Origin of the sequence: Nocardiopsis sp. N85, from assembly GCF_028882275.1 — a bacterium.
Classification (GTDB): domain Bacteria; phylum Actinomycetota; class Actinomycetes; order Streptosporangiales; family Streptosporangiaceae; genus Nocardiopsis; species Nocardiopsis lambiniae.
In genome coordinates this window covers 684,400-708,198 of sequence record NZ_JARBUT010000001.1, presented here as the reverse complement: position 1 = coordinate 708,198, position 23,799 = coordinate 684,400, and the positions used below count along the sequence as shown (strand labels likewise).

At 70.2% G+C, this 23,799-nt stretch carries 17 protein-coding genes and 1 tRNA gene; 5 read left to right on the top strand and 13 right to left on the bottom strand.

Annotation, left to right across the window (positions count from 1 at the left end):
• Positions 1-47: 47 nt before the first annotated feature.
• Entirely contained in the window at positions 48-1,304 is a 1,257-nt protein-coding gene (locus PWG71_RS02970) for an ABC transporter substrate-binding protein (RefSeq protein WP_274807886.1), read from the top strand.
• Between the two features lie 616 nt (positions 1,305-1,920).
• On the opposite strand, the gene PWG71_RS02965 is transcribed toward PWG71_RS02970, so the two are convergent.
• The 5 genes from PWG71_RS02965 to PWG71_RS02945 form a co-directional block, all read right to left on the bottom strand.
• The gene (locus PWG71_RS02965; RefSeq protein ID WP_274807885.1) at positions 1,921-2,778 is read right to left on the bottom strand and encodes an ABC transporter ATP-binding protein; all 858 of its coding nucleotides are present in this window, start codon (positions 2,776-2,778) and stop codon (positions 1,921-1,923) included.
• A 2-nt stretch (positions 2,779-2,780) separates the two neighbouring features.
• On the bottom strand, positions 2,781-3,614 hold the full coding sequence (locus PWG71_RS02960; RefSeq protein ID WP_274807884.1) for an ABC transporter ATP-binding protein: 834 nt from the start codon (positions 3,612-3,614) through the stop codon (positions 2,781-2,783).
• Positions 3,604-4,596 (bottom strand): branched-chain amino acid ABC transporter permease, encoded by a 993-nt coding sequence (locus PWG71_RS02955; protein WP_274807883.1) that lies wholly within the window; start codon positions 4,594-4,596, stop codon positions 3,604-3,606. The genes PWG71_RS02960 and PWG71_RS02955 overlap by 11 nt, the downstream gene beginning before the upstream one ends.
• Before the next feature lie 11 nt (positions 4,597-4,607).
• Positions 4,608-6,158: a branched-chain amino acid ABC transporter permease gene (locus PWG71_RS02950; RefSeq protein WP_274807882.1), complete on the bottom strand. Its 1,551-nt coding sequence runs from the start codon at positions 6,156-6,158 to the stop codon at positions 4,608-4,610.
• A 330-nt stretch (positions 6,159-6,488) separates the two neighbouring features.
• Positions 6,489-7,058 (bottom strand): ANTAR domain-containing response regulator, encoded by a 570-nt coding sequence (locus PWG71_RS02945; protein ID WP_274808129.1) that lies wholly within the window; start codon positions 7,056-7,058, stop codon positions 6,489-6,491.
• A gap of 163 nt (positions 7,059-7,221) precedes the next feature.
• Between PWG71_RS02945 and PWG71_RS02940 the strand changes: the two genes are divergently transcribed.
• Together PWG71_RS02940 and PWG71_RS02935 are read left to right on the top strand one after the other, a co-directional pair.
• Positions 7,222-7,294: transfer RNA gene (locus PWG71_RS02940), tRNA-Leu, on the top strand.
• Positions 7,295-7,404: 110 nt separating this feature from the next.
• Positions 7,405-8,205: a transcriptional regulator gene (locus PWG71_RS02935; RefSeq protein WP_274807881.1), complete on the top strand. Its 801-nt coding sequence runs from the start codon at positions 7,405-7,407 to the stop codon at positions 8,203-8,205.
• Positions 8,206-8,369: 164 nt separating this feature from the next.
• Here PWG71_RS02935 and PWG71_RS02930 read toward each other — a convergent pair whose 3' ends face one another.
• Complete coding sequence (locus PWG71_RS02930; RefSeq protein ID WP_274807880.1) at positions 8,370-9,317, bottom strand: GNAT family N-acetyltransferase; 948 nt, start codon at positions 9,315-9,317, stop codon at positions 8,370-8,372.
• A 408-nt stretch (positions 9,318-9,725) separates the two neighbouring features.
• On the opposite strand from PWG71_RS02930, the gene PWG71_RS02925 reads away from it, so the two are divergent.
• A complete protein-coding gene (locus PWG71_RS02925; RefSeq protein WP_274807879.1) occupies positions 9,726-10,685 on the top strand; it encodes a DUF1266 domain-containing protein in 960 nt (319 codons plus the stop codon).
• 251 nt (positions 10,686-10,936) lie between these two features.
• On the opposite strand, the gene pyk is transcribed toward PWG71_RS02925, so the two are convergent.
• From pyk to gltB, 6 genes are all read right to left on the bottom strand, one after another.
• A complete protein-coding gene (gene pyk, locus PWG71_RS02920; RefSeq protein ID WP_274807878.1) occupies positions 10,937-12,370 on the bottom strand; it encodes a pyruvate kinase in 1,434 nt (477 codons plus the stop codon).
• A gap of 140 nt (positions 12,371-12,510) precedes the next feature.
• Positions 12,511-13,440, bottom strand: coding sequence for a prenyltransferase (locus PWG71_RS02915; RefSeq protein WP_274808128.1), 930 nt, complete (start codon positions 13,438-13,440; stop codon positions 12,511-12,513).
• Positions 13,441-13,512: 72 nt separating this feature from the next.
• Positions 13,513-13,881 (bottom strand): DUF2784 domain-containing protein, encoded by a 369-nt coding sequence (locus PWG71_RS02910; RefSeq protein WP_274807877.1) that lies wholly within the window; start codon positions 13,879-13,881, stop codon positions 13,513-13,515.
• A gap of 34 nt (positions 13,882-13,915) precedes the next feature.
• Positions 13,916-14,299: a DUF2784 domain-containing protein gene (locus tag PWG71_RS02905; RefSeq protein ID WP_274807876.1), complete on the bottom strand. Its 384-nt coding sequence runs from the start codon at positions 14,297-14,299 to the stop codon at positions 13,916-13,918.
• A gap of 176 nt (positions 14,300-14,475) precedes the next feature.
• Positions 14,476-15,933, bottom strand: a complete 1,458-nt coding sequence (locus PWG71_RS02900; RefSeq protein WP_274807875.1) for a glutamate synthase subunit beta — start codon at positions 15,931-15,933, stop codon at positions 14,476-14,478.
• Positions 15,934-15,963: 30 nt separating this feature from the next.
• A complete protein-coding gene (gltB, locus tag PWG71_RS02895; protein WP_274807874.1) occupies positions 15,964-20,526 on the bottom strand; it encodes a glutamate synthase large subunit in 4,563 nt (1,520 codons plus the stop codon).
• 569 nt (positions 20,527-21,095) lie between these two features.
• On the opposite strand from gltB, the gene PWG71_RS02890 reads away from it, so the two are divergent.
• Entirely contained in the window at positions 21,096-22,796 is a 1,701-nt protein-coding gene (locus tag PWG71_RS02890; RefSeq protein WP_274807873.1) for a bis-aminopropyl spermidine synthase family protein, read from the top strand.
• A gap of 44 nt (positions 22,797-22,840) precedes the next feature.
• Here PWG71_RS02890 and PWG71_RS02885 read toward each other — a convergent pair whose 3' ends face one another.
• The gene (locus PWG71_RS02885) at positions 22,841-23,779 is read right to left on the bottom strand and encodes a hypothetical protein (protein WP_274807872.1); all 939 of its coding nucleotides are present in this window, start codon (positions 23,777-23,779) and stop codon (positions 22,841-22,843) included.
• Positions 23,780-23,799: the final 20 nt, after the last annotated feature.

Sequence of the window (23,799 nt, the reverse complement as noted above, 5' to 3'; positions counted from 1 at the left end):
TGCGCCACGCAGCACGTGCTCGCCGGTTGAACGGAGTGACCACGATCATGGCAAGCAAGAAGGTCCTAGGCCTCACTGCCGCAACCGCGGCCCTGGTACTGGGGCTTACTGCGTGTGGCGGAGGCGACGGCGGCGACAACGGCGGCGGAGGTGGCGGCGGCGACGGCGATGCCTTCCAGTTCGGCATCCTCTACCCCCAGACCGGTAGCCTCGCCTTCCTCGGCCCGCCCCAGATCACCGCCGCCGAGTACGCGATCGAGGAGATCAACGGCGCCGGCGGCATCCTCGGCACCGAACTCCCCGCGATCGTCGAGGGCGACGAGGCCGGCGACGCGGCCCAGGCCAACGAGGCCGCCAACGCCCTCGTCTCCGACGGCGTCCACGCCGTCATCGGTGCCGCCGCCTCCGGTATGACCCAGGCGACCTACGACACCATCACCGGCTCCAACATCGTCCAGTGCTCCGGGTCCAACACCTCCCCGGAACTGACCAACATCGAGGACGGCGGCTACTACTTCCGTACCGCCCCCAGCGACCTGCTGTCCGGCCCGGTCATGGCCCGCAAGATCATCCAGGACGGCCACCAGAGCGTCGCCATCGTCGCCCGCGCCGACGACTACGGCTCCGGTTACGCCGGCGGTCTCCAGGAGGAGCTGGAGGCCGAGGGCGTCGAGGTCGTCGTCAGCGAGACCTACGACCCCGACTCGACCACCTTCGACTCCGTCGTCAACGCCGTCGGCAGCGAAGAGCCCGACGCCATCGCGCTCATCTCCTTCGAGGAGGGCGCGCAGGTCATCGCCCAGCTCCTGGAGAACGACGTCTCCGGCGACCAGCTCTACATCACCGACGGCCTCAACAGCCCCGAGCTCGGTGACAGCGTCGACGAGAGCAACCCGGAGATCGTCAACGGCATCACCGGCGTGGCCCCCGGCGCGGACAACCCCGAGTTCAACGACGGCCTCGGCTCGTTCGCCCCGGACCTGGAGGTCTACCAGTTCGCCCCGCAGGTGTTCGACTGCGTCACCGTGATCGCCCTGGCCGCCGAGGCCGCGGGCAGCGTCGACCCGGCGGAGTACGTCTCCGAGATGGCCGGCGTGAGCGCCCCGGAGGGCACCGAGTGCGGTAGCTTCGCCGAGTGCCGTGACCTGCTCGCCGACGGCGAGGAGATCAACTACCAGGGCGTCAGCGGCAACATCGACTTCGATGACAACGGCGACCCGACCTCCGCCACCTTCCAGATCTTCCACTTCGGCGACGACGGCTACGAGACCCTCGGCTTCGAGGAGTACTCGGTCAACGAGTAACGGACCCGGAGTCGGCTCACACCGACCTCGGACCATCCGAAGATCACGGCGAACGCCCCCGGGGGGATCCCCCCGGGGGCGTTCCCGTGCCCCCGGAAGGACCGCGTCGACGCCCGGCCCCGGGGCACGTCCCCGGTCCCGGCGGATCGGCCCTCCGTCCCCTGGGCCGCGGCCACGTGGCGTCCGCCTCCCGGGGCCCCGTCCTTCCCCGGGGTCCCGGCCCGACCGCCGGAAGGGCCCGACCGCGAGTGGAGGACGCCCAGCGCCCCGCACCCCCGGGGAGATCGGGTCCACGTCCCGGACCCCTGGTCGCGCACCCGCACACCGGGGAGAGGCGTTCCTGTCGTCGTACCGGCCACCGGTCGAGGGGCGCACCCCCGCACGCCCCGGGAGAGGAGGCCGCCGCCCCCACCCGAGGAGACGGCGAAAGGGGAGGCCCCCACCCGGACGGCCGCCCGTGACGGACCCCGGCCGCGGCCGGAGACCCCGGAGCGTCCCGCACCCGCCCACGCGAGGCGCCCACGGGCGGGGCGTCCTCCCGCCCCGCACGGGCCCGCCCCCGCACCGCGCACGACGAAGGGGCGCCCCTCACGGGACGCCCCTCGCACGAACGGACTCAGCCCTTGGCCAGGGTCCCCAGGTACAGCTCGATGACGTTCGGGTCGTTCAACAGATCCGCGCCCGTACCCGTGTACGCGTTGCGGCCCTGGTCCAGCACGTACCCGCGGTCACAGATCTGAAGGCACCGGCGGGCGTTCTGCTCCACCATGATCACCGAGACACCCGCCTCGTTGACCTGCTTCACCCGCTGGAACACCTCCTCCTGGTAGAGCGGCGACAGACCCGCCGTCGGCTCGTCCAGCAGCAGCACCGACGGATCCATCATCAGGGCCCGGCCCATCGCCACCATCTGGCGCTCACCGCCCGACAACGACCCGGCCTTCGCCTTGCGCCGATCCCCCAGCAGCGGGAACAGCTCCGCCACGAACGCGAACCGCTCCGTGAACGCCTTCGGCCGCAGGAACGCCCCCATCTGGAGGTTCTCCTCGATCGTCAGCGACGGGAACACGTTCTGCGTCTGCGGGACGTACCCCACACCGCGCTCCACCAGACTGTGCGCTGGCAGACCCGAGATGCTCTTGCCGCGCAGCGTCAGAGCACCCTCACGGATCGGGATCAGACCGAAGATCGTCTTGATCAACGTCGACTTGCCCGCGCCGTTGGGTCCGATGATCGCCACGACCTCACCCTCGGTGAGGGTCAGGGTGCACCCGTTGAGGATGTTCACTCCCGGCACGTACCCGGCCACCAGCTCCTTGGCCAGCACCAGGTAGTCCTCCGGAGCACCCACCTCCAAGGACTCCTCCATGGCGTGCTCCAGCAGCTCCTCACGGTGCTCCTGGGCCACCACGACCTCCTCCACCGGCTCCGGCGGCTTCTCCGGACCCGGCCGCGGGTCCCCGTTCTCACTCATCGTCATTCCTCCTCACGGGAACCCAGGTAGGCATCGATGACCTGCTGGTTCGAGCGGATATCGGACGGACGCCCCTCGGCGATGATCTGCCCCTGGGCGAGCACCACGATCCAGTCGCTGATGCCCATGATCACGTCCATGTCGTGCTCGACGAACAACACCGTCTTGCCCTCATCGCGCAACGACGTGATGTGCCCCAGCAACGACTGCACCAGCGCCGGGTTCACACCCGCCATCGGCTCGTCCAACATGATCATGTCCGGGTCGGTCATCAACGCGCGCGCCATCTCCAGCAGCTTGCGCTGGCCACCCGAGAGCGAACCCGCCATCTCGTCGCGCTTGGCGATCAACTTGAACCGCTCCAGCAGCACCAGCGCGCGCTCCGTGTTGGCCCGCTCCTGGGCCTGCCACAACGGACGCAGGAACGCCCCGCCGATCCGCTCGCCCGTCTGACCCGTCGCGCCCAACAACATGTTGTCGAGCACCGTCAACCGGGTCAGCGCCTTGGTCAGCTGGAACGTACGGACCATTCCGGCCCGTGCCACCTGGTGGCCCTTCCTTCCGCTGATCCGCTTCCCCTGGAACGACCACGTCCCCTGATCCACCCGGTCGAAACCGGTGAGCAGGTTGAACAGCGTCGACTTGCCGGCGCCGTTCGGACCGATCAACGCCGTGATCGTGCCGCGCTGCACCTCCAGGTGCTCCACGTCCACGGCGGTCAGACCGCCGAACGAACGCCGCACGTCGTCGACCACCAGGATCGGGTCGGGCTTCTTCGATCCGGGCACCGTCTCGGCACCCGTCATCCGGTCGACCACGGTCTCGTCACTTGACATTGATCAACATCTCCTTGCGGTCCCCGATCAAGCCCTGTGGACGGAACACGATCAGCACGACCAGCATCAGACCCGCGAAGGCCAGCTGGATCGCGCCGTAGTCCGGCCCGTTCAGGAACGGCAGCAGCCCCAGGTCCTGACCGAGGCCCTTGAGCAGACCGTCCGTGAAGTTCATCAGGAACCAGAACAGCATCGAACCCAGGATCGGCCCGAGGACCCTCCCGGCGCCGCCCAGCAGCAGGATCACCCACAGGAAGAACGTCACCTGCGGTTTGAACTGGTCCGGCTGGATCGACGCCTGGTGCATCGCCATCATGCAACCCGCCAGCGCGCCGATCAGACCACCGAGCACCAGGGCCTGCATCTTGTACGTGAAGACGTTCTTGCCCAGGCTGCGGACCGCGTCCTCGTCCTCACGGACACCCTTGATGACACGACCCCACGGGCTGTGGATCAACAGCCACGTCAGACCCGCCATCAGGACGACGAGGGACCAGGTCACCGTCATCGTCCACATCTGCGCACCCGTGTACGTGATGTCACCGAAGCCGTACCGGGCACCCGCGTCGAACGGGTTCCACACGCGGAAGTCACCGGCCAGGTTCTGCAGACCGTACACACCACCGGTCAGCGGCTCGGCGAACCCCGCCCGATAGATCAGTCGGATGACCTCCGCGGCCGCGATCGTCGTGATCGACAGATAATCCGCCCGCAATCGCAGCGTCGGGATACCCAGCAGCAGCGCCAACACCAGGGCGCACAACAGGCCCACACCGAAACCGACGATCAGCGGCAGCTCGAACACCGACACGCTGATGCCGACACCGTAGGCGCCCACCAGCATGAAACCGACCTGGCCGAAGTTCAGCAGGCCCGTGTACCCGAAGTGCAGGTTCAGACCGATGGCCGCGAGAGCGTAGATCGCCGCGATCGGGCCGAACGCCGACCGCACGGATTCGGCGAGGATAGAAATGATGTCCATCGTCTTCTCTCCTAGCCGACCCGCTCAGCACGACCGAGCAGACCCTGAGGCCTGATCAGCAGCATGAGGATCATCAACGCCAATGCCCACGCCTGCATCAGCTGGGACGGGAACCACAGGGTGGACAGCATCGCCACCAGGCCGACCGCGATACCGCCGACCATCGCGCCGTAGGCGGTGCCCAGACCACCCAGGATCACCGCGGCGAACATCAGCAGCAGCAGGCGGAAGCCCATCTCGTACTCCACCACCTGGTTCAGGCCGTAGAGCACACCGCCGAGCGCCGCCAGACCGCCGCCCAGGCCCCACACGTACAGGGTGACCCGGTCCACGTCGATACCCGACGACTCCGCCAGGTCCCGGTTGTCCGAGACCGCGCGCATCGCCTTGCCGATCCGGGTGAACTGGAGCAGACACGCCACGGCCACCAGGACCACGATCGCCACGGCCATGACCACCAGGTCGCGCGGCGGCATGGAGATCGGGCCCAGACGCACCAGCTCCTGGATCTGGAAACCGGAGTACCGGCTGCGACCCGCGCCGAACATCACCAGGACCATGTGGCGCAGGATCAGCGCCAGACCGATCGAGACGATGAACAACTGGATCAGCGCCACGTTGCGCTTGCGCAGCGGTCGCCAGATGTACCGCTCCATGGAGGCGCCCAGGACGGCGCCCATGACCACCGCGATGCCCGCGGCGATCCACAGCGGCACCTTCCAGCCCACCGAGTCGCCCAGCACGCCGAGCACGGTGGCCAGCACGATACCCGCGAAGATCGACGACCACTGGGCGACGATCAGGGCGGTACGCCCCAGGCGCTGTTCCAGGAGGACGCCGATGAGCACCGCGCCGCCCAGACCGGCGAAGATCGCCAGCAGGGAGTTGCCCAGTCCCACCGCGCCGCTGCTGAACACCAGGGCGACCATCGCACCGAAGGTGACCATGTCGCCGTGGGCGAAGTTGATCATCTTCGTCGTACCGAAGATCAGCGACAGGCCGATCGCGGACACCGCGATCACCAGGCCGAACAGGAGACCCGCGGCCGCCAGCTGAACGAACCGGTCCCCGAAGGAACCCCTGGCCGCCGGAACGACCGTGTCCTCTTCCTCGGCGGCCCCATCGGACTCCGCGCCCTCGTCCGTGGGAGAGGCCGGCTCCTCGGCCTCACCCCCGTCAGGGCGTTCCAGGGCGACGATCAGGACGCGCTGTTCGCCTGCGGGTACCTCCACCTCCGCCTCACCGTCGGAGACGAGGCTCGTCTCCCGTACGGCGAATGTGCTGGGGACGGACTCCTGGTCCACCACGACACGGTAGGTGCCCGGTCCGGGCAGCCCTACTTCCCAATTTCCATCAGAGTCGGTATCGGCCGCACCGATCTCGTCCTCACCATCGAACACCTGAATCGAGATGCCTTCGACACCCTGATCCCGGTCGTCCGGGTTGCGGATCTGACCGTGCAGCGTCTCACCGCCCTGTTCGTCCGCCGTCGCCGCAGGCCCGGGGATCACCAGGATGGCGGTGATCAGGGCGAGCAGCACGGTCACGAGGCGTGTGCGCACGCGCGCTCCTTGCGCATCTGAGGGTTAACAGTGCCGTATGCGCGCATTCGACACCGTTGTCCATTGCTGTTCGGTGCGGTGAGTTTAGCCCGGTTTAGGCTGGTCATTCAGCTTCACTTAAGCCACGTGACCCAAACGTCACCCCATCGTGCAGAAACGAGACCCAACCGTCACAGGAACCCCCTTGACCCTGGACACTTGTCTCGTTTCTCCCGCCTTGGGTGAGCGATCTGCACATTTCCTACGACACTACGCGTCCATCCGGACACGATGAAGGGGCCGCGCCCGGACGGGCACGACCCCCTGTTCAGTCCCCCTGGAAGGAGCTCGTCAGGACTGCTTGCCCCCGAGGGTCTCCACGACCGTCTCGGCGACCTTGCGCATGGTCAGGCGGCGGTCCATGGAGTTCTTCTGAATCCAACGGAACGCCTCGGGCTCGCTCATCCCGTGCCGGCTCTGCAACAGGCCCTTGGCCTGCTCGACCAGCTTGCGGGTCTCCAGACGCTCCTGGAGGCCGCCCACCTCCGCCTCCAGCGCCGCCAACTCGGCGTAGCGGGAGGTGGCCATCTCGATGGCGGGCACCAGGTCGGCCTTACTGAAGGGCTTGACCAGGTAGGCCATGGCACCCGCGTCGCGCGCCCGTTCCACCAGCTCGCGCTGCGAGAAGGCGGTCAGGATCACGACCGGAGCGATCCGCTCCCCCGCGATGCGCTCGGCGGCGGAGAGGCCGTCGAGCACGGGCATCTTGATATCGGTGATCACCAGATCCGGCTTGAGCTCGCGCGCGAGCCGGATCACCGTCTCCCCGTCCCCGGCCTCGCCGACGACGGCGTAACCGTCCTCTTCGAGCATCTCCTTGAGGTCCAGGCGGATCAGGGCCTCGTCTTCCGCGATCACCACGCGGCTCTGCGTCCTCGTCACGTACACGAGAGTACCGAGATCCGCTAGGATGCTGTTCGTCGGGACCGGCAATGCTGGCCAATCGTGACATCACCGTTGGCCGACCGTCGCCGGTTCACCGCCTTGGAGCAACCCAACCCAAAGCCGGACATAAACCCCAAAAGCCCCGGTAATCCAACGGCAGAGATAATGGTCTCAAACACCATACAGTGTGGGTTCGAATCCCACCCGGGGTACAAGCAGACGAAAGCCGCCCGATCGGGCGGCTTTCGTCATTTCAGACATACCACCCATGACCTGGGGAGACGCCGCCATATTGTCCTAGGTGTGAGCGACCCTGCACGGTATGTACTCATCCCACATCCGCCGCTCGGCGGTCTCCATGCTGGACACGGGGCTATCGCAGGCCGAAGTCTCCCGAAGCCTGGGCATCAGTTGCGCCACGCTCCGATCCTGGTCTCGAAATCGCTCCCTCATAGAGAAGTACCGTGACAACGGCGAGTGCCCTCGCTGCGAGCCGATCCCTCGACCTCCCACCGACCTCCGGGCCTACGGCCACCTTCTGGGTCTCTATCTGGGCGATGGGACCATCAGCCCCACCGGCGACGGCACCCGCGGTGTGTGGCGACTGCGCGTCTCCCGCACCGACATGTGGCCCGGACTCATGGACGAGTGCGCGGTCTCCATGGGCATGGTCCTACCCGGCCATTCCATCGGACGAGCCCAGCGCACGGGCTGCACCGAGGTGTACTCGGACTGGAAACACTGGCCCTGCCTGTTCCCCCAGCACGGCCCCGGCAAGAAGCACGAGCGGACCATCACGCTGGAACCCTGGCAGCGGGAGATCGTGCGCGTCCACCCGGAGGAGTTCGTCAAAGGTCTGATCCACTCCGACGGCTGGCGGGGGATCAACCGGGTGCGCCGCCTCACCCCCGAAGGCTGGAGGTACCACGAGTACCCCCGGTACGAGTTCGTCAACGCCTCCCGGGACATCGTCGACCTGTTCACCGACGCCCTCGACCTCTTGGAGATCCCCTGGAGGGTCCGCGTGCAACGCAGGCCCCCGCACCGGGACAAGATCTCCGTCTCCGTCGCCCGAAGGGACGCCGTCGCGCGACTCGACACGTTCGTGGGGCCGAAGAGTTGAGGCGTGTCCCGTGGGTGCCGCCCGTCGCGAGCGGAGTCACGGCGCGTTCATCGCGAGGCCGGAGGAGGAGTCGCCGCGAGGGAAGGCGCCGTCGGCCGCCCATCGAGGACCCTCCGGGGAGATGGACGGACGTGCGCCCCGCCCTCGTCCGCGCCGACCGGTCCTCAGCCCGCGGTCTTGACGAGCGGCGCGTCCCGGGTGAACTCGCGGAACCCGACGCCGTGGTACAGCCCGCGCGCACGGGGATGCCCCGGCGCCCCCAGGCAGGCGACCGTCATGTGCGTGGCCCCGGCCGCCCGCGCCAGGTGCATTCCGTGCAGGAGCATCGCCCTCGCCAGCCCCCTGCGCCGGTGGTCCCGATGCGTCCCGACCGGCTCGAACTGGGCGGTCCTGTTCGCCTCGTCGAGCCACATGATCGTCGAGGAGGCCAACGTTCCGTCCGGCGCCTCCACCAGGACGTGCAGGTCGCCGCGGTAGGCCTCCGTGTCCCGGACGCCCCGGTAGGACTCGATCGTGTACGCCGAGGGGGCCCAGGCGTCCAGGTGGGCCCGGACCGCGGCCTGGGGGCCGACCTCGTCGGCGGTGCGGAACCGGAATCCGTCCGGCAGGACCGGCCGTTCCAGGTCGGTGAGGTCCCGCTCGTTGAGCAGGGTCCAGGAGCCGGTGTCCCCGAGGGAGGACGGGTCGGTCCCGTAGCCGTGCGCGGCCCACCGCTCCAGGGCGAACGCGTCGGCGGCGCCGGGCACCACCGTGCGTTCGAGGCCCGCCGCCGTGCCGTCGTACCAGTCGATCACCTCGTCGACCAGCCCGGCGTGGTCGGGATGGACCTGGTACACCAGGTGGGCGCCGGTGACGTCCTTCACCGACCCGTCGCTCAGTCTCACCCGGCGCGGAAGGTGGGCCCAGGCCCACGCGATCAGGTCGCCGTCGGAGAACCACAGCCGCCGGGGCCAGGTCGCGCCGTCGGCGGCGTGCCCCTTGCCCCAGTTCCAGGCCAGTTCGCCGAACGCCGCGTCCGCGTTGACCAGGTCCGGGCGGGTGGCGGTGACGCGCTGCGCCAGACCCTGCATGAGTCGTACGTCCGCGGCGGTCAGGAGTTCGAGGTTCGTCATGGGGGCCACCGTGTCAGGGCACGGTGGGTCCGTCGAGCCGTTTTCCGGGGCCTCCGTTCGCGGTGGCCGCCGGCGTGGAGCGCGTGGTCGTGGAGGCGGCGCCGGGGGCGGCCCGGTCGGCCCTCTCCCCTGTCGCGGTGGCCGACGGCGGACGTCGACCGACGTGCGTCACGACCGGACTGGGGGCGGTGGGTTCGGTGCCCGGTTCTGGCTGCGCGCAACCTCTGTAACTACCCGGCCGGTTCGGGACGAAAAGGGCCGTTTGTCACTTCATGCCCGGGCAAGGCGGGTCCAACCGGTCACATCACGGCCACAACCTGAGTACAACCCGTGGGTTCGGTCGCCCGCGCGGGCGGGCTTCGAGGATCCTTGAGAATCGGAGGCGGGTTCTCAGGAGAGGAGCAACGGGTGCTGACCGCGGCGGCCGGGGTGTTCGGCGCACTGGTGATCGGCGCCTGGGTCGTGGTGGCCTGGGGGTCCGGGCGGCGTCGGCCGTGGCTGTTGACACCGGTCGCGTTGCTCGTGGTCGTGCTCGTGGCGGTGGCGCCCGGGTGGGCGTTCCCGCCGGCGGTGGCGCTGGCCGTCGGTTCCTTCGTCGAGCTGGTGCTCGGTTCCCGCGAGTCCCCGACGTTGCGCACCAAGGACGCGGACGCCCCGCTCAGCACCGAGCGGTGGGCGGCCGCGGTGGCCGCGCCGTTCCGGGTGGCGCTGGCCGAACCCTGGGACGTGGTGGCGCGGCCGACGTTGCGGCGGCCCTACCGGCGGCTGCTGGAGCGCCAGTGGAACGTGACCGATCGGGAGTCGTTGCTGGCGGCGATCGACCGGCAGATGGGCGAGTTGCACACCGGTCCCTCGGTGGACCTGGTGGTGGACCTGGCGGCCGGGTCGGCCCGGTCGCGGCTGCCGCTCGACCAGGGCGGTCGCACCACCGGTGAGCAGGTGCCCCTGTCGCCGGAGCAGGTGCACCGGCTGCGGATGGTCACGGGTGTGGCCGAGGGCGATGAGACGGTGATCATCGGCGCGTACCAGTGGTGGAAGTCGGTGCACGTGATCCGCCTGGTGTGCGGTGGTGCCACGCTGGACTGGTTGAGTCCGGTGGAGTCGCAGACGACGTTGCGCCGGGTGGCGTCGGATCTCCAGCGACGGTACTCGTCGTGGCAGCAGCTGTCGATGGCCTTCCACGCCGGTTACCTGTTGTGGCCGGAGAAGGGTGTGGAGGGCGATCACGGCGGGACGGACCGGGTGTGGGCGGCGTTGGGCCTGCTCACCGAGGATCCGCGCAGCCCGTGGAACCTGCTGCCATGGGACATGCCGTTGGAGCGGGTGCTGCCCGAGACGGGCGGCCAGGAGCAGGAGACCCACCGCTAGGGCGTGTTCCTTCGAACCTCCGCCCCGCTTCGGGCCGTGCTCGGCGCGCCCGGAGAACGGGAGCCTTCTCCCCCGCGCTCACGCCCTCGTTCCCCGGACGTTCACTCCGGGCCGCCGGAACCCCGTCCCCCGAGGGCGCGGAAGAGCATTCGAGAACAGGCCCCAGGGCGTGTTCCGAGGGTGCCCCCACATCCGGCCCCGGCCCGTGGACGCGGCTCATACGTCCCGGACCGGACACCGGATGACGCGTGTCAGACGCCGTCGAGGGCGACGGTGTCGCCGAGGCGGTGGACGCGCAGGGAGTTGGTGGAACCGGTGGTCCCGGGCGGGCTGCCGGCCACGATGACGACCTTGTCGCCCTTGGTGTAGTCACCGAGTTGGAGCAGTTCGCTCTCGACCTGGCGGACCATGTCGTCGGTGTTGTCGACCCAGGGGACGAGGTTGGTCTCCACTCCCCAGGTCAGGGAGAGGCGTCCGCGGGTGGCGTTCTCGGTGGTGAACGCCAGGAGCGGGATGGGCGACCGGTAGCGCGCGAGGCGGCGGGCGGTCTCACCGGACATGGTGAAGGCCACGAGCGCCTTGGCGCCGATGGTGGCGCCGATCTCCGCGGCGGCGCGGGCGATGGCCCCGCCGGTGGTCTCGGGCACCCGGTTGAGGATGTGCGAGGCGCGCAGGGACTCCTGCTCGGCGGCGCTGATGATGCGGGCCATGGTCTCGACGGTCTCGACGGGGTACTTGCCGACGCTGGTCTCTCCGGAGAGCATGACGGCGTCGGCGCCGTCGAGGACGGCGTTGGCGACGTCGGAGGCCTCGGCGCGGGTGGGCCGGGGGGCTCCGATCATGGATTCGAGCATCTGCGTGGCGACGATGACCGGTTTGGCCTTGTCGCGACAGCGTTCGACGGCGCGTTTCTGCACCATGGGGACGTTTTCGAGGGGCAGTTCGACGCCGAGGTCGCCGCGGGCGACCATGACGGCGTCGAAGACCTCGATGATGTCCTGGAGGCGTTCGACGGCCTGGGGCTTCTCGATCTTGGCGATGAGGGGCACCGTGAGGCCCTCCTCGTCCATGATGCGGTGGCACTCCTCGGCGTCCGCGGGACTGCGGACGAAGGAGAGGGCGACCATGTCGACGCGGTTGCGCAGGGCCCAGCGCAGGTCGTCCTCATCCTTTTGAGTGAGGGCGGGGACGCTGACGGCGACTCCGGGGAGGTTGAGTCCCTTGTGGTTGGAGACGACGCCGCCGTAGACGACCCGGGTGTGGACGTCGCTGCCGGTGGTCTTGGTGCACTCCAGCACGATGCGTCCGTCGTCGATGAGGACGCGGTCGCCGGGTCGGACGTCGTTGGGCAGGCTCTTGTAGGTGGTGGAGACGCGGTGCGCGTCACCGGGGACGTCATCGATGGTGATGGTGAACTCGTCCCCGACGTTGAGTTCGACGGGGCCGTCGGCGAAGGTGCCGACGCGGATCTTGGGTCCTTGGAGGTCGGCGAGGACGCCGACCGCTCGTCCGACGTCCTCGGCGGCCGCTCGCAGGGTGGCGAGGTTGGCGCTGTGGTCGTCGTGGGTTCCGTGGCTGAGGTTGAGTCGGGCGACGTCCAGTCCGGCGTGGACGAGCTTGCGGAGGATCTCCGGGCTCGAAGTGGCGGGACCGAGGGTCGCGACGATCTTTGCTCGACGTGTCACGGATAACACTTTAGAGCGTCCGGGGGATGCAGTGGTCTAAACCAGGTTGCGAATGGACGTATCTCAGGCTGCGGGAAGGTGGATCCGGGCTGTGCACCAACGGTTCCGTGGGGCTTTCGCGGTGGTGGCCCCAGGGGTGTTCAGCGGTCGCGTCGGGGGGTGGGGAGGGTCGGCGCGAGGCGGCCGTAGGCACGGAGGACACGGAGCCGTTGGACGGTGCGCATGCCTTCGAGTTCGAGGGTGGCGGCGGTGTCCCAGTGGTCCCAGGAGGTGTCCCAGCCACCGTCGGGGCGTTGGGTGCGTTCGAGGCGTTCGAGGGCGTCGTCGATCTCGGAGTCGGTGAACAGGGGACGGGCGATGCAGGAGGGGTCGGGCGCCAGGTCCAGGGGTGTGTGGACGTGGTGGCGGGGAGCGGCGGAGCGGGGTCCCGGGACGCCCGCGCCGTCGGCGGGTCGGACGTTGACGGCGGCCCGGATCATGGTGGACAGCCGGTTGATGGTGTGGAGGGCCCGGGGCCGGTCGGGGACGTGTTGGAGGAAGGCGCAGATGCCGACGGCCTCGTGGGGTTCGGTCCAGTGGAGCGCGTCGATGTGCTTCCAGCAGTAGGCGGTGGCGCGGTCGCGCCAGGGGTGGGTGATGTTGTGCCGGTGGAGGCGGCCGGTGACGGAGGCGGTGAGGGCGAGGTCGGGGCCGAAGTCGGTGCGTTGGCGCCACCAGGGGGCGGATTCGGTGTGGCGGACGGCGGAGGTGACGGGTGGGAGGCCGCCGTCGGGGGCGGCGACGGCGGCGAGGTGGCGGCAGATGCCCTGGCCGAGGTCATGGGGGACGGGGCCGAGTTCGTCGAGGACGCGCAGGGCGGTGTCGACGGCCAGGGGTTGGCTGGCGTGTCCGCGCAGGTCGGGGTCGAGGGCGTTGCCGTAGCCGCCGTCGATGTTGCGGTAGGCGGAGAGGGCGGAGCGGACGGGCTGCGCGGGTCCGGCCTGGAAGTGGTAGGCGAACCGGTGCCGGTCGAGGAGCCGGGCGGTGCGCATGATGAAGTGTTCGGCCGCGAGGAAGGATTCCCAGGTCACAACGCTCATGTCGGAACGGTACCCCTGGGGGTGAACGGGGTCCCGCGCCGTCGATCAATCCATTCGTGTTCTTTACGTGCGATGGAGGCGGTGCGCGCCGCGGACGGCGAGGACCGTCCAGGTGAGGAGGATGAGGAGGGCGGCCGCGAGGCGGACGGTGCCCAGGTGCTCCTCCGGGTAGACCACACCGGTGAAGTAGTGGTCGATGAATCCGGTGGGGGGCAGGCCCTCCTGGCCGGCCCGGTCGCGGCCCCATCGTTCGACGTGGGTGAGGGGGCACTCCCAGCCGATGAGGACGATGCCGAAGGCGTAGAGGGCGACCCCGAGGTGGATCCAGAAGGTGCGGGGCCACCTCCAGGCGATGAAGCCGCCGAGGACGACATAGGCGAGGAAGGCCATGTGGAGGACCATGGCCGTGTCGGCGATGAGCCTGTAGGCCATGGTCCGATGGTAGGCGTCGCGGGTCTCGAAAGGGTCAGGTCGCGGTGGTGCTCTCGGCGCGGGCGCGGCGGCGGGTGAGGACGGCGAGGACGACCCAGGAGAGGACGACGGCCACGCCGACGCCCGTCTGGACCAGGCGGAGGTCGTCGGCGGGGTAGATGACACCGGTGAGGTAGTGGTCGATGAAGCCCTCCTCGGTGAGTCCGGCCTGTCCGGCGTTCTCACGGCCCCAGTTCTCGACGTGGGTGAGGGGGCAGGTCCAACCGACGATGCTGATGGCCAGGCCGTAGAGGGCGACGCCGAGGTGGATCCAGAAGGTGCGGGGCCACCTCCAGGCGATGAAGCCGCCGAGGGCGACGTAGAGGATGAACGCGAAGTGGAAGAGCATGGCGGCGTCGCCGATGAGGCGGTAGACCATGGTCGTTGCTCCCGTGGGGGGTGGGGGGCGCCGGGGTCGGGGGCCGGGGTTCCATTGTGACGGGGCCGGGGTCGGGGGTCCGACACGGTGGGGTCACCGGTGTACAACGTCACGGCGGGTACGCGTACGGGGCGCGCGGGAGGATCCCGCGCGCCCCGTACGGTGCGCCCCGTGGGTCAGACGAGGGGTCGGGCGGTGGGCGGGATGGCGACGGGCAGTTCGCCGTCCCGGCCGGTGAGGTCGCGGTCGACGGCGGCGGCCGCGGAGCGCCCCTCGGCGATGGCCCAGACGATGAGGGACTGGCCGCGGCCCATGTCGCCGGCGCAGTAGACGCCGTCGACGCTGGTCCGGTAGTCGGTGTCGCGGACGACGTTGCCGCGTCCGTCGAGGTCGACGCCGAGCTGCTCGATCATGCCCTCCTTCTGGGGGCCGACGAAGCCCATGGCGAGGGTGACGAGGTCGGCGGGGATCTCGCGTTCGGTGCCCTCGACGGGTTCGAAGCCCTTGCCGGTGCGCTTGACCTCGACGAGCTTGAGGGCGCGTACGTGGCCGTCGTCGTCGCCGAGGAACTCCAGGGTGTTGACGGAGTAGAGGCGCTTGCCGCCCTCTTCGTGGGCGCTGGTGACCTTGTACAGCATGGGCATGGTGGGCCAGGGCTGTGCGTCGGGTCGGTGGACGGGCGGCTTGGGCATGATCTCAAGCTGTGTGACGCCGGCGGCGCCCTGGCGGTGGGCGGTGCCGACGCAGTCGGCGCCGGTGTCGCCGCCGCCGATGACGACGACGTGCTTGCCCTCGGCGTGGATGGGAGCGCGGTCGTAGTCGCCGAACTGGACGCGGTTGGCCTGGGGCAGGTACTCCATGGCCTGGTACACGCCGGCGAGTTCGCGGCCGGGGACGGGCAGGTCGCGCCAGGCGGTGGCACCGCCGGTGAGAACGACGGCGTCGTTGTCGGCGCGCAGTTCCTCGACGGTGATGTCGACGCCGATGTCGGTGCTCGTGCGGAACTCCGTGCCCTCGGCGGTCATCTGGGCGACGCGGCGGTCGATGTGCCGCTTCTCCATCTTGAACTCGGGGATGCCGTAGCGGAGCAGGCCGCCGACGCGGTCGGCGCGTTCGTAGACGGTGACGTCGTGGCCGGCGCGGGTGAGCTGTTGGGCGGCGGCCAGTCCGGCCGGGCCGGAGCCCACGACGGCGATCTTCTTACCGGTGCGCACGGTGGGGGGCAGGGGCTTGACCCAGCCCTCCTCCCAGGCGCGGTCGATGATGGAGACCTCGACGTTCTTGATGGTGACGGCGGGTTGGTTGATGCCGAGCACGCAGGCGGATTCGCAGGGTGCGGGGCACAGCCGGCCGGTGAATTCGGGGAAGTTGTTGGTGGCGTGGAGCCGCTCGATCGCCTCGGCCCAGTCGTGGGTGTGGACGAGGTTGTTCCACTCGGGGATGAGGTTGCCGAGCGGGCAGCCGTTGTGGCAGAAGGGGATGCCGCAGTCCATGCAGCGGGACGCCTGCTTGGTGACGGTCCCTCGGTCGAAGTCCTCGTAGACCTCGCGCCAGTCCTGAATGCGAACGTCCACCGGTCGGTGTACGGGGAGCTCGCGTTCGGTGATCTTCAAGAAACCCTTGGGGTCGGCCATGATCGTTCCTCCTCTCGTGTCGGCTGACGCTCAGGACTGCGCGGAGGCCATGACGGCCTCGTCGACGTCGCGGCCGTCTCGCTCGGCCTCGGCCTGGGCGAGCAGGACGCGCTTGTAGTCGCGCGGCATGACCTTGGCGATCCGGTCGAGGCCGGTGTCGCCGGCGGCCAGGAGGCCCTGGGCGACGGTGGATCCGGTCTCGGCGTGGTGGCGGGTGAGCACGTCGGTGAGGAACGCGCGGTCCTCGTCGGTGAGCTCTTCGATCGCGACCATTTCGGCGTTGACGCGGCCGGGGTCGAGGTCGAGCACGTAGGCGATGCCACCGGACATGCCGGCCGCGAAGTTGCGGCCGATGCGGCCCAGGACGACGGCGCGGCCGCCGGTCATGTACTCGCAGCCGTGGTCGCCGATGCCTTCGACGACGGCGAGGGCACCGGAGTTGCGGACGCAGAAGCGTTCGCCGACGATGCCGCGGAGGAAGATCTCTCCGGAGGTGGCGCCGTAGCCGATGACGTTGCCGGCGATGATGTGCTCCTCGGCGACGAGGCGCGAGGCGTCGGCGGGGCGGACGATGACGCGGCCGCCGGACAGGCCCTTGCCGACGTAGTCGTTGCCGTCGCCCTTGAGCCGCAGGGTGACGCCCTTGGGTACGAAGGCGCCGAAGGACTGGCCCGCGGACCCGGTGAAGGTGACGTCGATGGTGTCGGCGGGCAGGCCGTCGGCGCCGTAGCGCTTGGTGACCTCGTGTCCGAGCATGGTGCCGACGGTGCGGTTGACGTTGCGGACGGGCAGTTCGAGGTTGACGGGCCGGCCGAAGTCGAGCGCGCCTTCGGCGAGCTGGATGAGGGTGTTGTCGAGGGCCTTCTCCAGGCCGTGGTCCTGGATGCGGCGCTGGACGCGGTGGTCCCCGCCCCAGGGCTCCACCTCGTGGAGGATGGGCGCCAGGTCCAGGCCCTTGGCCTTCCAGTGCTGGACGGCCTCGGTGGTGTCGAGCAGGTCGACGGCGCCGATGGCCTCGTCGAGGCTGCGGAAGCCGAGGGCGGCGAGGTGTTCGCGGACCTCCTGGGCGATGAACTCGAAGAAGTTCACCACGTATTCGGCCTTGCCGGAGAACCGTTCGCGCAGGACGGGGTTCTGGGTGGCGACGCCGACGGGGCAGGTGTCGAGGTGGCAGACGCGCATCATGACGCAGCCGGAGACGACGAGGGGGGCGGTGGCGAAGCCGTACTCCTCGGCGCCGAGCAGGGCGGCGACGATGACGTCGCGGCCGGTCTTCATCTGGCCGTCGGCCTGGACGACGATGCGGTCGCGCAGGCCGTTGAGCAGCAGGGTCTGCTGGGTTTCGGCGAGGCCGAGCTCCCAGGGGGTGCCCGCGTGCTTGAGGGAGGTCAGCGGCGAGGCGCCGGTGCCGCCGTCGTGGCCGGAGATGAGGACGACGTCGGCGTGGGCCTTGGAGACGCCGGCGGCGACGGTGCCGACGCCCGCTTCGGAGACCAGCTTGACGTGGACCCGGGCGGACGGGTTGGCGTTCTTGAGGTCGTGGATGAGCTGGGCGAGGTCCTCGATGGAGTAGATGTCGTGGTGGGGCGGCGGGGAGATGAGCCCGACGCCGGGGGTGGAGTGGCGGGTGTTCGCCACCCACGGGTAGACCTTGTGGCCGGGCAGCTGGCCGCCCTCGCCGGGCTTGGCGCCCTGGGCCATCTTGATCTGGATGTCGTCGGCGTTGGTGAGGTAGTGCGAGGTGACGCCGAAGCGGCCGGAGGCGACCTGCTTGATGGCGCTGCGCCGCAGGTCCCCGTTGGCGTCGGGGACGAAGCGGGCGGGGTCCTCACCGCCCTCGCCGGTGTTGGACTTGCCGCCGAGGCGGTTCATCGCGATGGCGAGGGTCTCGTGGGCCTCGGCGGAGATGGAGCCGTAGGACATGGCGCCGGTGGAGAAGCGCTTGACGATCGCGGAGACGGGCTCGACCTCGTCGATGGAGATCGGTTCGCGCACGCCCTCCTTGAAGCGGAAGAGGCCGCGCAGGGTCATGAGCTTCTCGGCCTGGTCGTCGACCTTGCTCGTGTACTCCTTGAAGATCTCGTACCGGCGGGTGCGGGTGGAGTGCTGGAGCTTGAAGACCGTCTCGGGGTTGAACAGGTGCGGTTCGCCCTCGCGGCGCCACTGGTACTCGCCGCCGATCTCCAGCCGCCGGTGGGCGCCGGAGCCGGTGTTGTCGGTGTGGGCGCGGCGGTGGCGGATGGCGACCTCTTCGGCGAGGACGTCGAAGCCGACGCCGCCGAGGCGGGAGGTGGTGCCGGTGAAGCAGCGGTCGATGACCTCGGCGCCGAGGCCGAGGGCCTCGAAGATCTGGGCTCCGGTGTAGGAGCTGACCGTGGAGACGCCGATCTTGGACATGACCTTCAGGACGCCCTTGCCGAACGCCTTGACGGTGTTGCGGACGGCGTCGTCGGCGTCGATGTCGCCGATGGTGCCGCGCTGGACCAGGTCCCGGACGGTGGCCAGGGCGAGGTAGGGGTTGACGGCGGAGGCGCCGTACCCGAGCAGGAGCGCGACGTGGTGGCACTCGCGCGCGTCGGCGGCTTCGATGATGAGGCCGACCTCGGTGCGGGTCTTCTCCCGGACGAGGTGGTGGTGGACCGACCCGGTGAGCAGCAGCGACGGGATGGGCGCCCGCCGCGGGTCGGCGCCGCGGTCGCTGAGGACGAGGATGTGGGCGCCGTCGGCGATGGCGGCGTCGATCTCGCCGTTGATCTCGGTGAGGCGGGCCGCCAGGGCCTCGCCGCCGCCGTCGACGGGGTAGGTGCCGTCGACGGTGAAGGTCTTCAGGGCCGGTTCGGTGCGGCCCGCGGAGACGATGGCGGCGAGTTCGTCCTGGTCGATGACCGGGGTGGCCAGGACGAGGCGTCGGGTGTCGCCGGGGGCCCATTCGAGGATGTTGTGCTCGGCGCCCAGGAGCGTGGACAGGCTGGTGACCATCTCTTCGCGGATGGCGTCCAGGGGCGGGTTGGTGACCTGGGCGAAGTTCTGCGAGAAGTAGTCGAAGAGCTGGCGGGAGCGCTCGGAGAGCGCGGCCACCGGGGTGTCGGTGCCCATGGAGCCGATGGGCTCGGCGCCGGTGCGGGCCATGGGGGTGAGGATGATCCGGAGTTCTTCCTCGGTGTAGCCGAAGACCTGCTGGGCGCGGTTGAGCTCGGTCACGGGGACGGGCTCGGCGGCGGGCAGGTCGGACATGCGCAGGACGCCGGAGTCGATCCACTCCCGGTAGGGGTGCTGGGCGGCGAGTTCGGCCTTGATCTCCTCGTCCTCGATGATCCGTCCCTGGGCGGTGTCGACGACGAAGATGCGGCCGGGCTGGAGGCGGCCCTTGCGGACGACGGTGGCGGGGTCGATGTCCAGGACGCCGGCCTCGGAGGCGAGGACGACGAGGCCGTCCTCGGTGACCCAGTAGCGTCCGGGGCGCAGGCCGTTGCGGTCCAGGACGGCGCCGACGAGGGTGCCGTCGGTGAAGGACACGGAGGCGGGCCCGTCCCAGGGCTCCATGAGGGTGGAGTGGTACTCGTAGAAGGCCCGGACGTCCGGGTCCATCTCGGTGTGGTTCTCCCAGGGCTCGGGGATCATCATGAGCACGGCGTGCGGGAGCGAGCGGCCGCCCAGGTGGAGGAGTTCGAGGGCGTCGTCGAAGGACGCGGTGTCGGAGTCGTCGGGGTCGACGATGGGGAAGATCCGGTCGAGGTCGCCGGGGATGAGGTCGGTGGCGAGCTTGGCCTCGCGGGCGCGCATCATGTTCCGGTTGCCCTTGACGGTGTTGATCTCACCGTTGTGGGCGACGTAGCGGAACGGGTGGGCCAGGGGCCAGGACGGGAAGGTGTTGGTGGAGAACCGGGAGTGGACCAGGGCCAGGCCGGAGGCGTAGCGCCGGTCGGACAGGTCGGGGAAGAACGGTTCCAGCTGCGGGGTGGTGAGCATGCCCTTGTAGGCGATGGTGCGCGGGGACAGGCTCGGGAAGTAGACGTCGGTCTCGTGTTCGGCGCGCTTGCGGACGCAGTAGGCGTAGCGCTCCAGCTCGATGCCGGTGAGGCCGTCGGTGGCGGTGCCGGGTGTGCCGGTGATGAAGAGCTGCCCGAAGTAGGGCATGGCCTCGCGTGCGGCGGGGCCGCTGTACTGGGGCTCGAAGGGCAGGTCGCGCCAGCCCAGGAGGGTGAGGCCCTCGTCGGCGACGATCGCGTTGATCGTGTCGATGGCGGCGGCGCGCTCGGCGGCGTCGGCGGGGAGGAAGGCGATGCCGACGGCGTAGGCGCCGGCGGCGGGCAGCTCGAAGTCGCAGACCTCGGTGTAGAGCTCGTGCGGGATCTGGGTGAGGATGCCCGCGCCGTCTCCGTCGTCGGGGTCGGCACCGGAGGCGCCTCGGTGGTCGAGGTTGCGCAGTACGGTGAGCGCCTTCTCCACGATGTCGTGGCCGCGGCGGCCGGTGAGATCGGCGACGAAGCCCACACCACAGGCGTCGTGCTCGAAGGCGGGGTCGTACAGGCCCTGAGAAGTGGATTCAACGTTCGTTCGGACGGACGAACGCCGCACCTGACCAGCGGGCATCTACCCTCCTGTCGTCTTGCGTCGGCTTCGTGAAAAGCGCATCCGGGACGACATTGGCCCTGCTGCGTGCGTGAAGTTGTGGGTGCTCGCGTCGTGGACGCCGTGGCCCGCCACCGTACCGCGGCCACGTCCTCGTGGTGCGAATGGCGGATGGTCGCCCGCTGCGAGCGGTGTTGCGTGCTTCGTGCTTCGTGCGGGTCCAGCCGCGATGTGGATCGCAGGTCTAGACCATAGGGTGCCGCGGTGCACCCCGGGTGACGTGTCGTGGACACCTTACGGGTGGTGCCACGGTCCCTCGTACGGGTGGTTCCCCGTCGAGGGTGTGCCTAGCCGGTTTTTCCACCAGGGAATCCCGCTAAACCTCCCAAAGCGGATAAAACACGACGGTTGGTCGGGTTCGCCGCCCTGGGCGCGCGAGCGCGGTGCGCCGCGCCACCACATTACCCCGGTGTTAACACTCCCCCCAAGGGGGACTCGGCTCCGCACGCGAGTGATATCTCCCTCATCCTTCGCGAACCACCCTGACCTGCGGATCGATGTCCGCGCCCGGAGCGTGGGACGATCGGGGCATGGCTGTAGACCCCATCTCCCCCGGACCGGACGACGCCCCCGGCCCCCGCGACACCGACGCCCCGCCCACCCCCCTGCCCGAGGCGGCGCGGCGCGCGCTCCACGACCACGGCGTGGACGCGCCCCGGCTGCGCCGGGTCCTCGCCGCGCTGTCCACCGGACACCCGTGCGGCCCCGACGACCTGGTGCGGGCCACCGGGGTGGCCCGCACCCTGGTGGTGTCGCTGTTGCGGACCCTGGTCGAGGCCGGGGAGGCCGTACGCGAGACCGACGGCGTCCGGGTACGGCCGACGCACCCCGCGCGCTACGCGGGAGCGGCCGGGGACACGCTCGCCGACCCGGTGGCGCACCTGCTGCCCCGGCACGGGCGGGCCGCCGCCGAGATCGCCCGCGCCGTCGCCGACGGGCCGGCCTCCGACCCGGACCTGGACCACGTCACGGCGACCGCCGAGACGGCCCTGCGCCGGGCCCTGTTCCTGACCACCCGGTTCGACCTGGACGACCGCACGGTGCTGTGCGTGGGCGACCACGACCTGACCTCGGTCGCGTTGGCGCTGACCCGGCCGCGGGCACGGGTCCTGGTGGTCGACATCGACGAGCGGGTGCTGGCGCACATCGACGCGGTCTCCGACCGTCTGGGCCTGGCCGTGCGCACCCATCACGCCGACCTGCGACTGGGACTGCCGCCGGCGCTGCGCGGCGCGGCGGACGTGGTCTTCACCGACCCGCCCTACACCCCCGACGGGGTGGAGCTGTTCGTGCGCCGGGGCCTGGAGGGCATGGCCGACCCGCGCAAGGGCCGGGTGCTGGTGGCCTACGGGGTCAGTGAGACCACGCCCCGGCTCGCGGCGGCCACCCAGGCGCGACTCCTGCGATCGGACCTGGTGATGGAGGCGATGTGGCCGGACTTCAACCGGTACGAGGGCGCCGAGTCGATCGGGGCGGCCTCGGACCTGTACGTACTGCGGCCGCTGTCGCGCACCCCTCCCCCGGCCGGTGAGGGCCCCGCCCGCGTCTACAGCCAGGGCGTGAACGCCAAGGAGGCCAAGGGGGCACTGGACGAGGAACGGGCGCGCGCCGTGGTGGCGCGGGTCGCCGAGGAGACCGGGGCGCGGCCGGTGCCGGTGGGGGCGTGGCCGTCGTCGGTGCCGCCCGCCTCGGGGCGGGTGCGCCTGTCCACGTGGATGGAGACGGCCGTGCCGCTGTCGGGGCCGCCCGTGGTGGACCTGACCGGCGGATGGGATCGGATCGCGGCGCGGGCCGCGCTGGCCTGCCCCGACGGGGCCGGGTACCTGCTGGTGCCGTCGGCGGCGGCGTGCGTGCGCGACGAACGGGGACAGACGGGGCTGCGCGCCCTCGTGGAGCCGCGGTTCCGGGTGCGGTTCCTCCGCGGTTTCGGCGCCCCGGACCTGACCGCGATCCGGTTGACGCCCGCCCCGGAGCCGACGGACCCGGTCGACCGGCTGCTGGCGCACGTCCAAGAGCACGCCCACGGCACGTTGACGTCGGTGCTGCGGGCCGGGACGATCCGCGTCGCGCGAGAACGCGAGGAACCGATCAACAAGCGCACCGCCCGCCACGCGGTGACCGCCGCTCCGGAGTGGGTCTCCGGTCACACCCTACTGGACCTGCCCGGGCACCGGTTCGCGGAGCTGCGTTCGGTGGCCGAACGGGTGTGGGCGGCGGCCGCGAAGGAGTGAGCGTCCCGGGGTCGCGCCCACGCGGGCGCGACCCCGGGCGCGGGTCAGCCGCCGGTGCCGGGACCGGTGGTCTCGACGCCCGTGCCCCCGGTCGGCTCCGTGGTGTCGGTGTCGTCCTTGAGGTTGACCAGACGCCGGTAGAGCGGGTCCCGGAAGTTGCCCAGGGTCACCAGGGGGCTGGCCAGGCTCACGCGTTCGTCGACCGATGCGGAGTCGGTGGGCTGCACCCACACCACCACCAGGTAGTGGCCGCTGATCGTGGCCTCGGCCGCGCTGTAACCCGAGCCGAGCCGGTCGAAGGGGTCGGCGCCCGACGGCGGCATCACGAACCCGGGGACGGGCGCGTCGGCGGGCGGTTCCTCCCCCTCGGGGAGCTCGGGTTCGGCCATGGCGGCGGCGACCGCCCGGCTGCCCTCGATGTCGGCGAGGTTGAAGATGGCCACCACACCGAAGTGGTCGTCGGACACGTAGGTGCCGCGCCCGGCCTGGGTGCAGTCGGCGCCGACCAGGGCCTCGGCGACGCCGTCGCCCCACACCGCGCCCGAGCAGTCCTCCGCCAGCTCGAAGTCGCGCAGGGTGAAGGCCATGCCCCGGCTGGAGATCTCGGCGCTGCGCTCACCGAACAGCTCGCCCTCGTTGAGGGGGCGGTTGTCGGCCTCGCGGGTGGCCAGCACCGTGTTGATGTCGTTGGTCTCGCTGTCGGAGACGGAGTAGGCGACGGGTCGGGTCCGCGGCGGGGAACCGTCCCCGCCGCCCTCCCCGCCCCGGTCGAGGTAGAGGACGACGCCGAGGCCGACGAGGGCGACGACCAGGACACCGCCGATGACACCGATGAGCCGGCCGAACCGCCTGGGTTCCTGCTTTCGTCGTCCTCCGGAGCGGCGGCGGCCGTTCGTACGGGAGGAGCGCCCGGCGTCGTCGGGTTCGCTGTTCTTCCTCCGACGTCCCGCTGTGCCGGACGCCGACGCTTCAGAAGGGGACACCCCATGGACCTTTCCTCGGA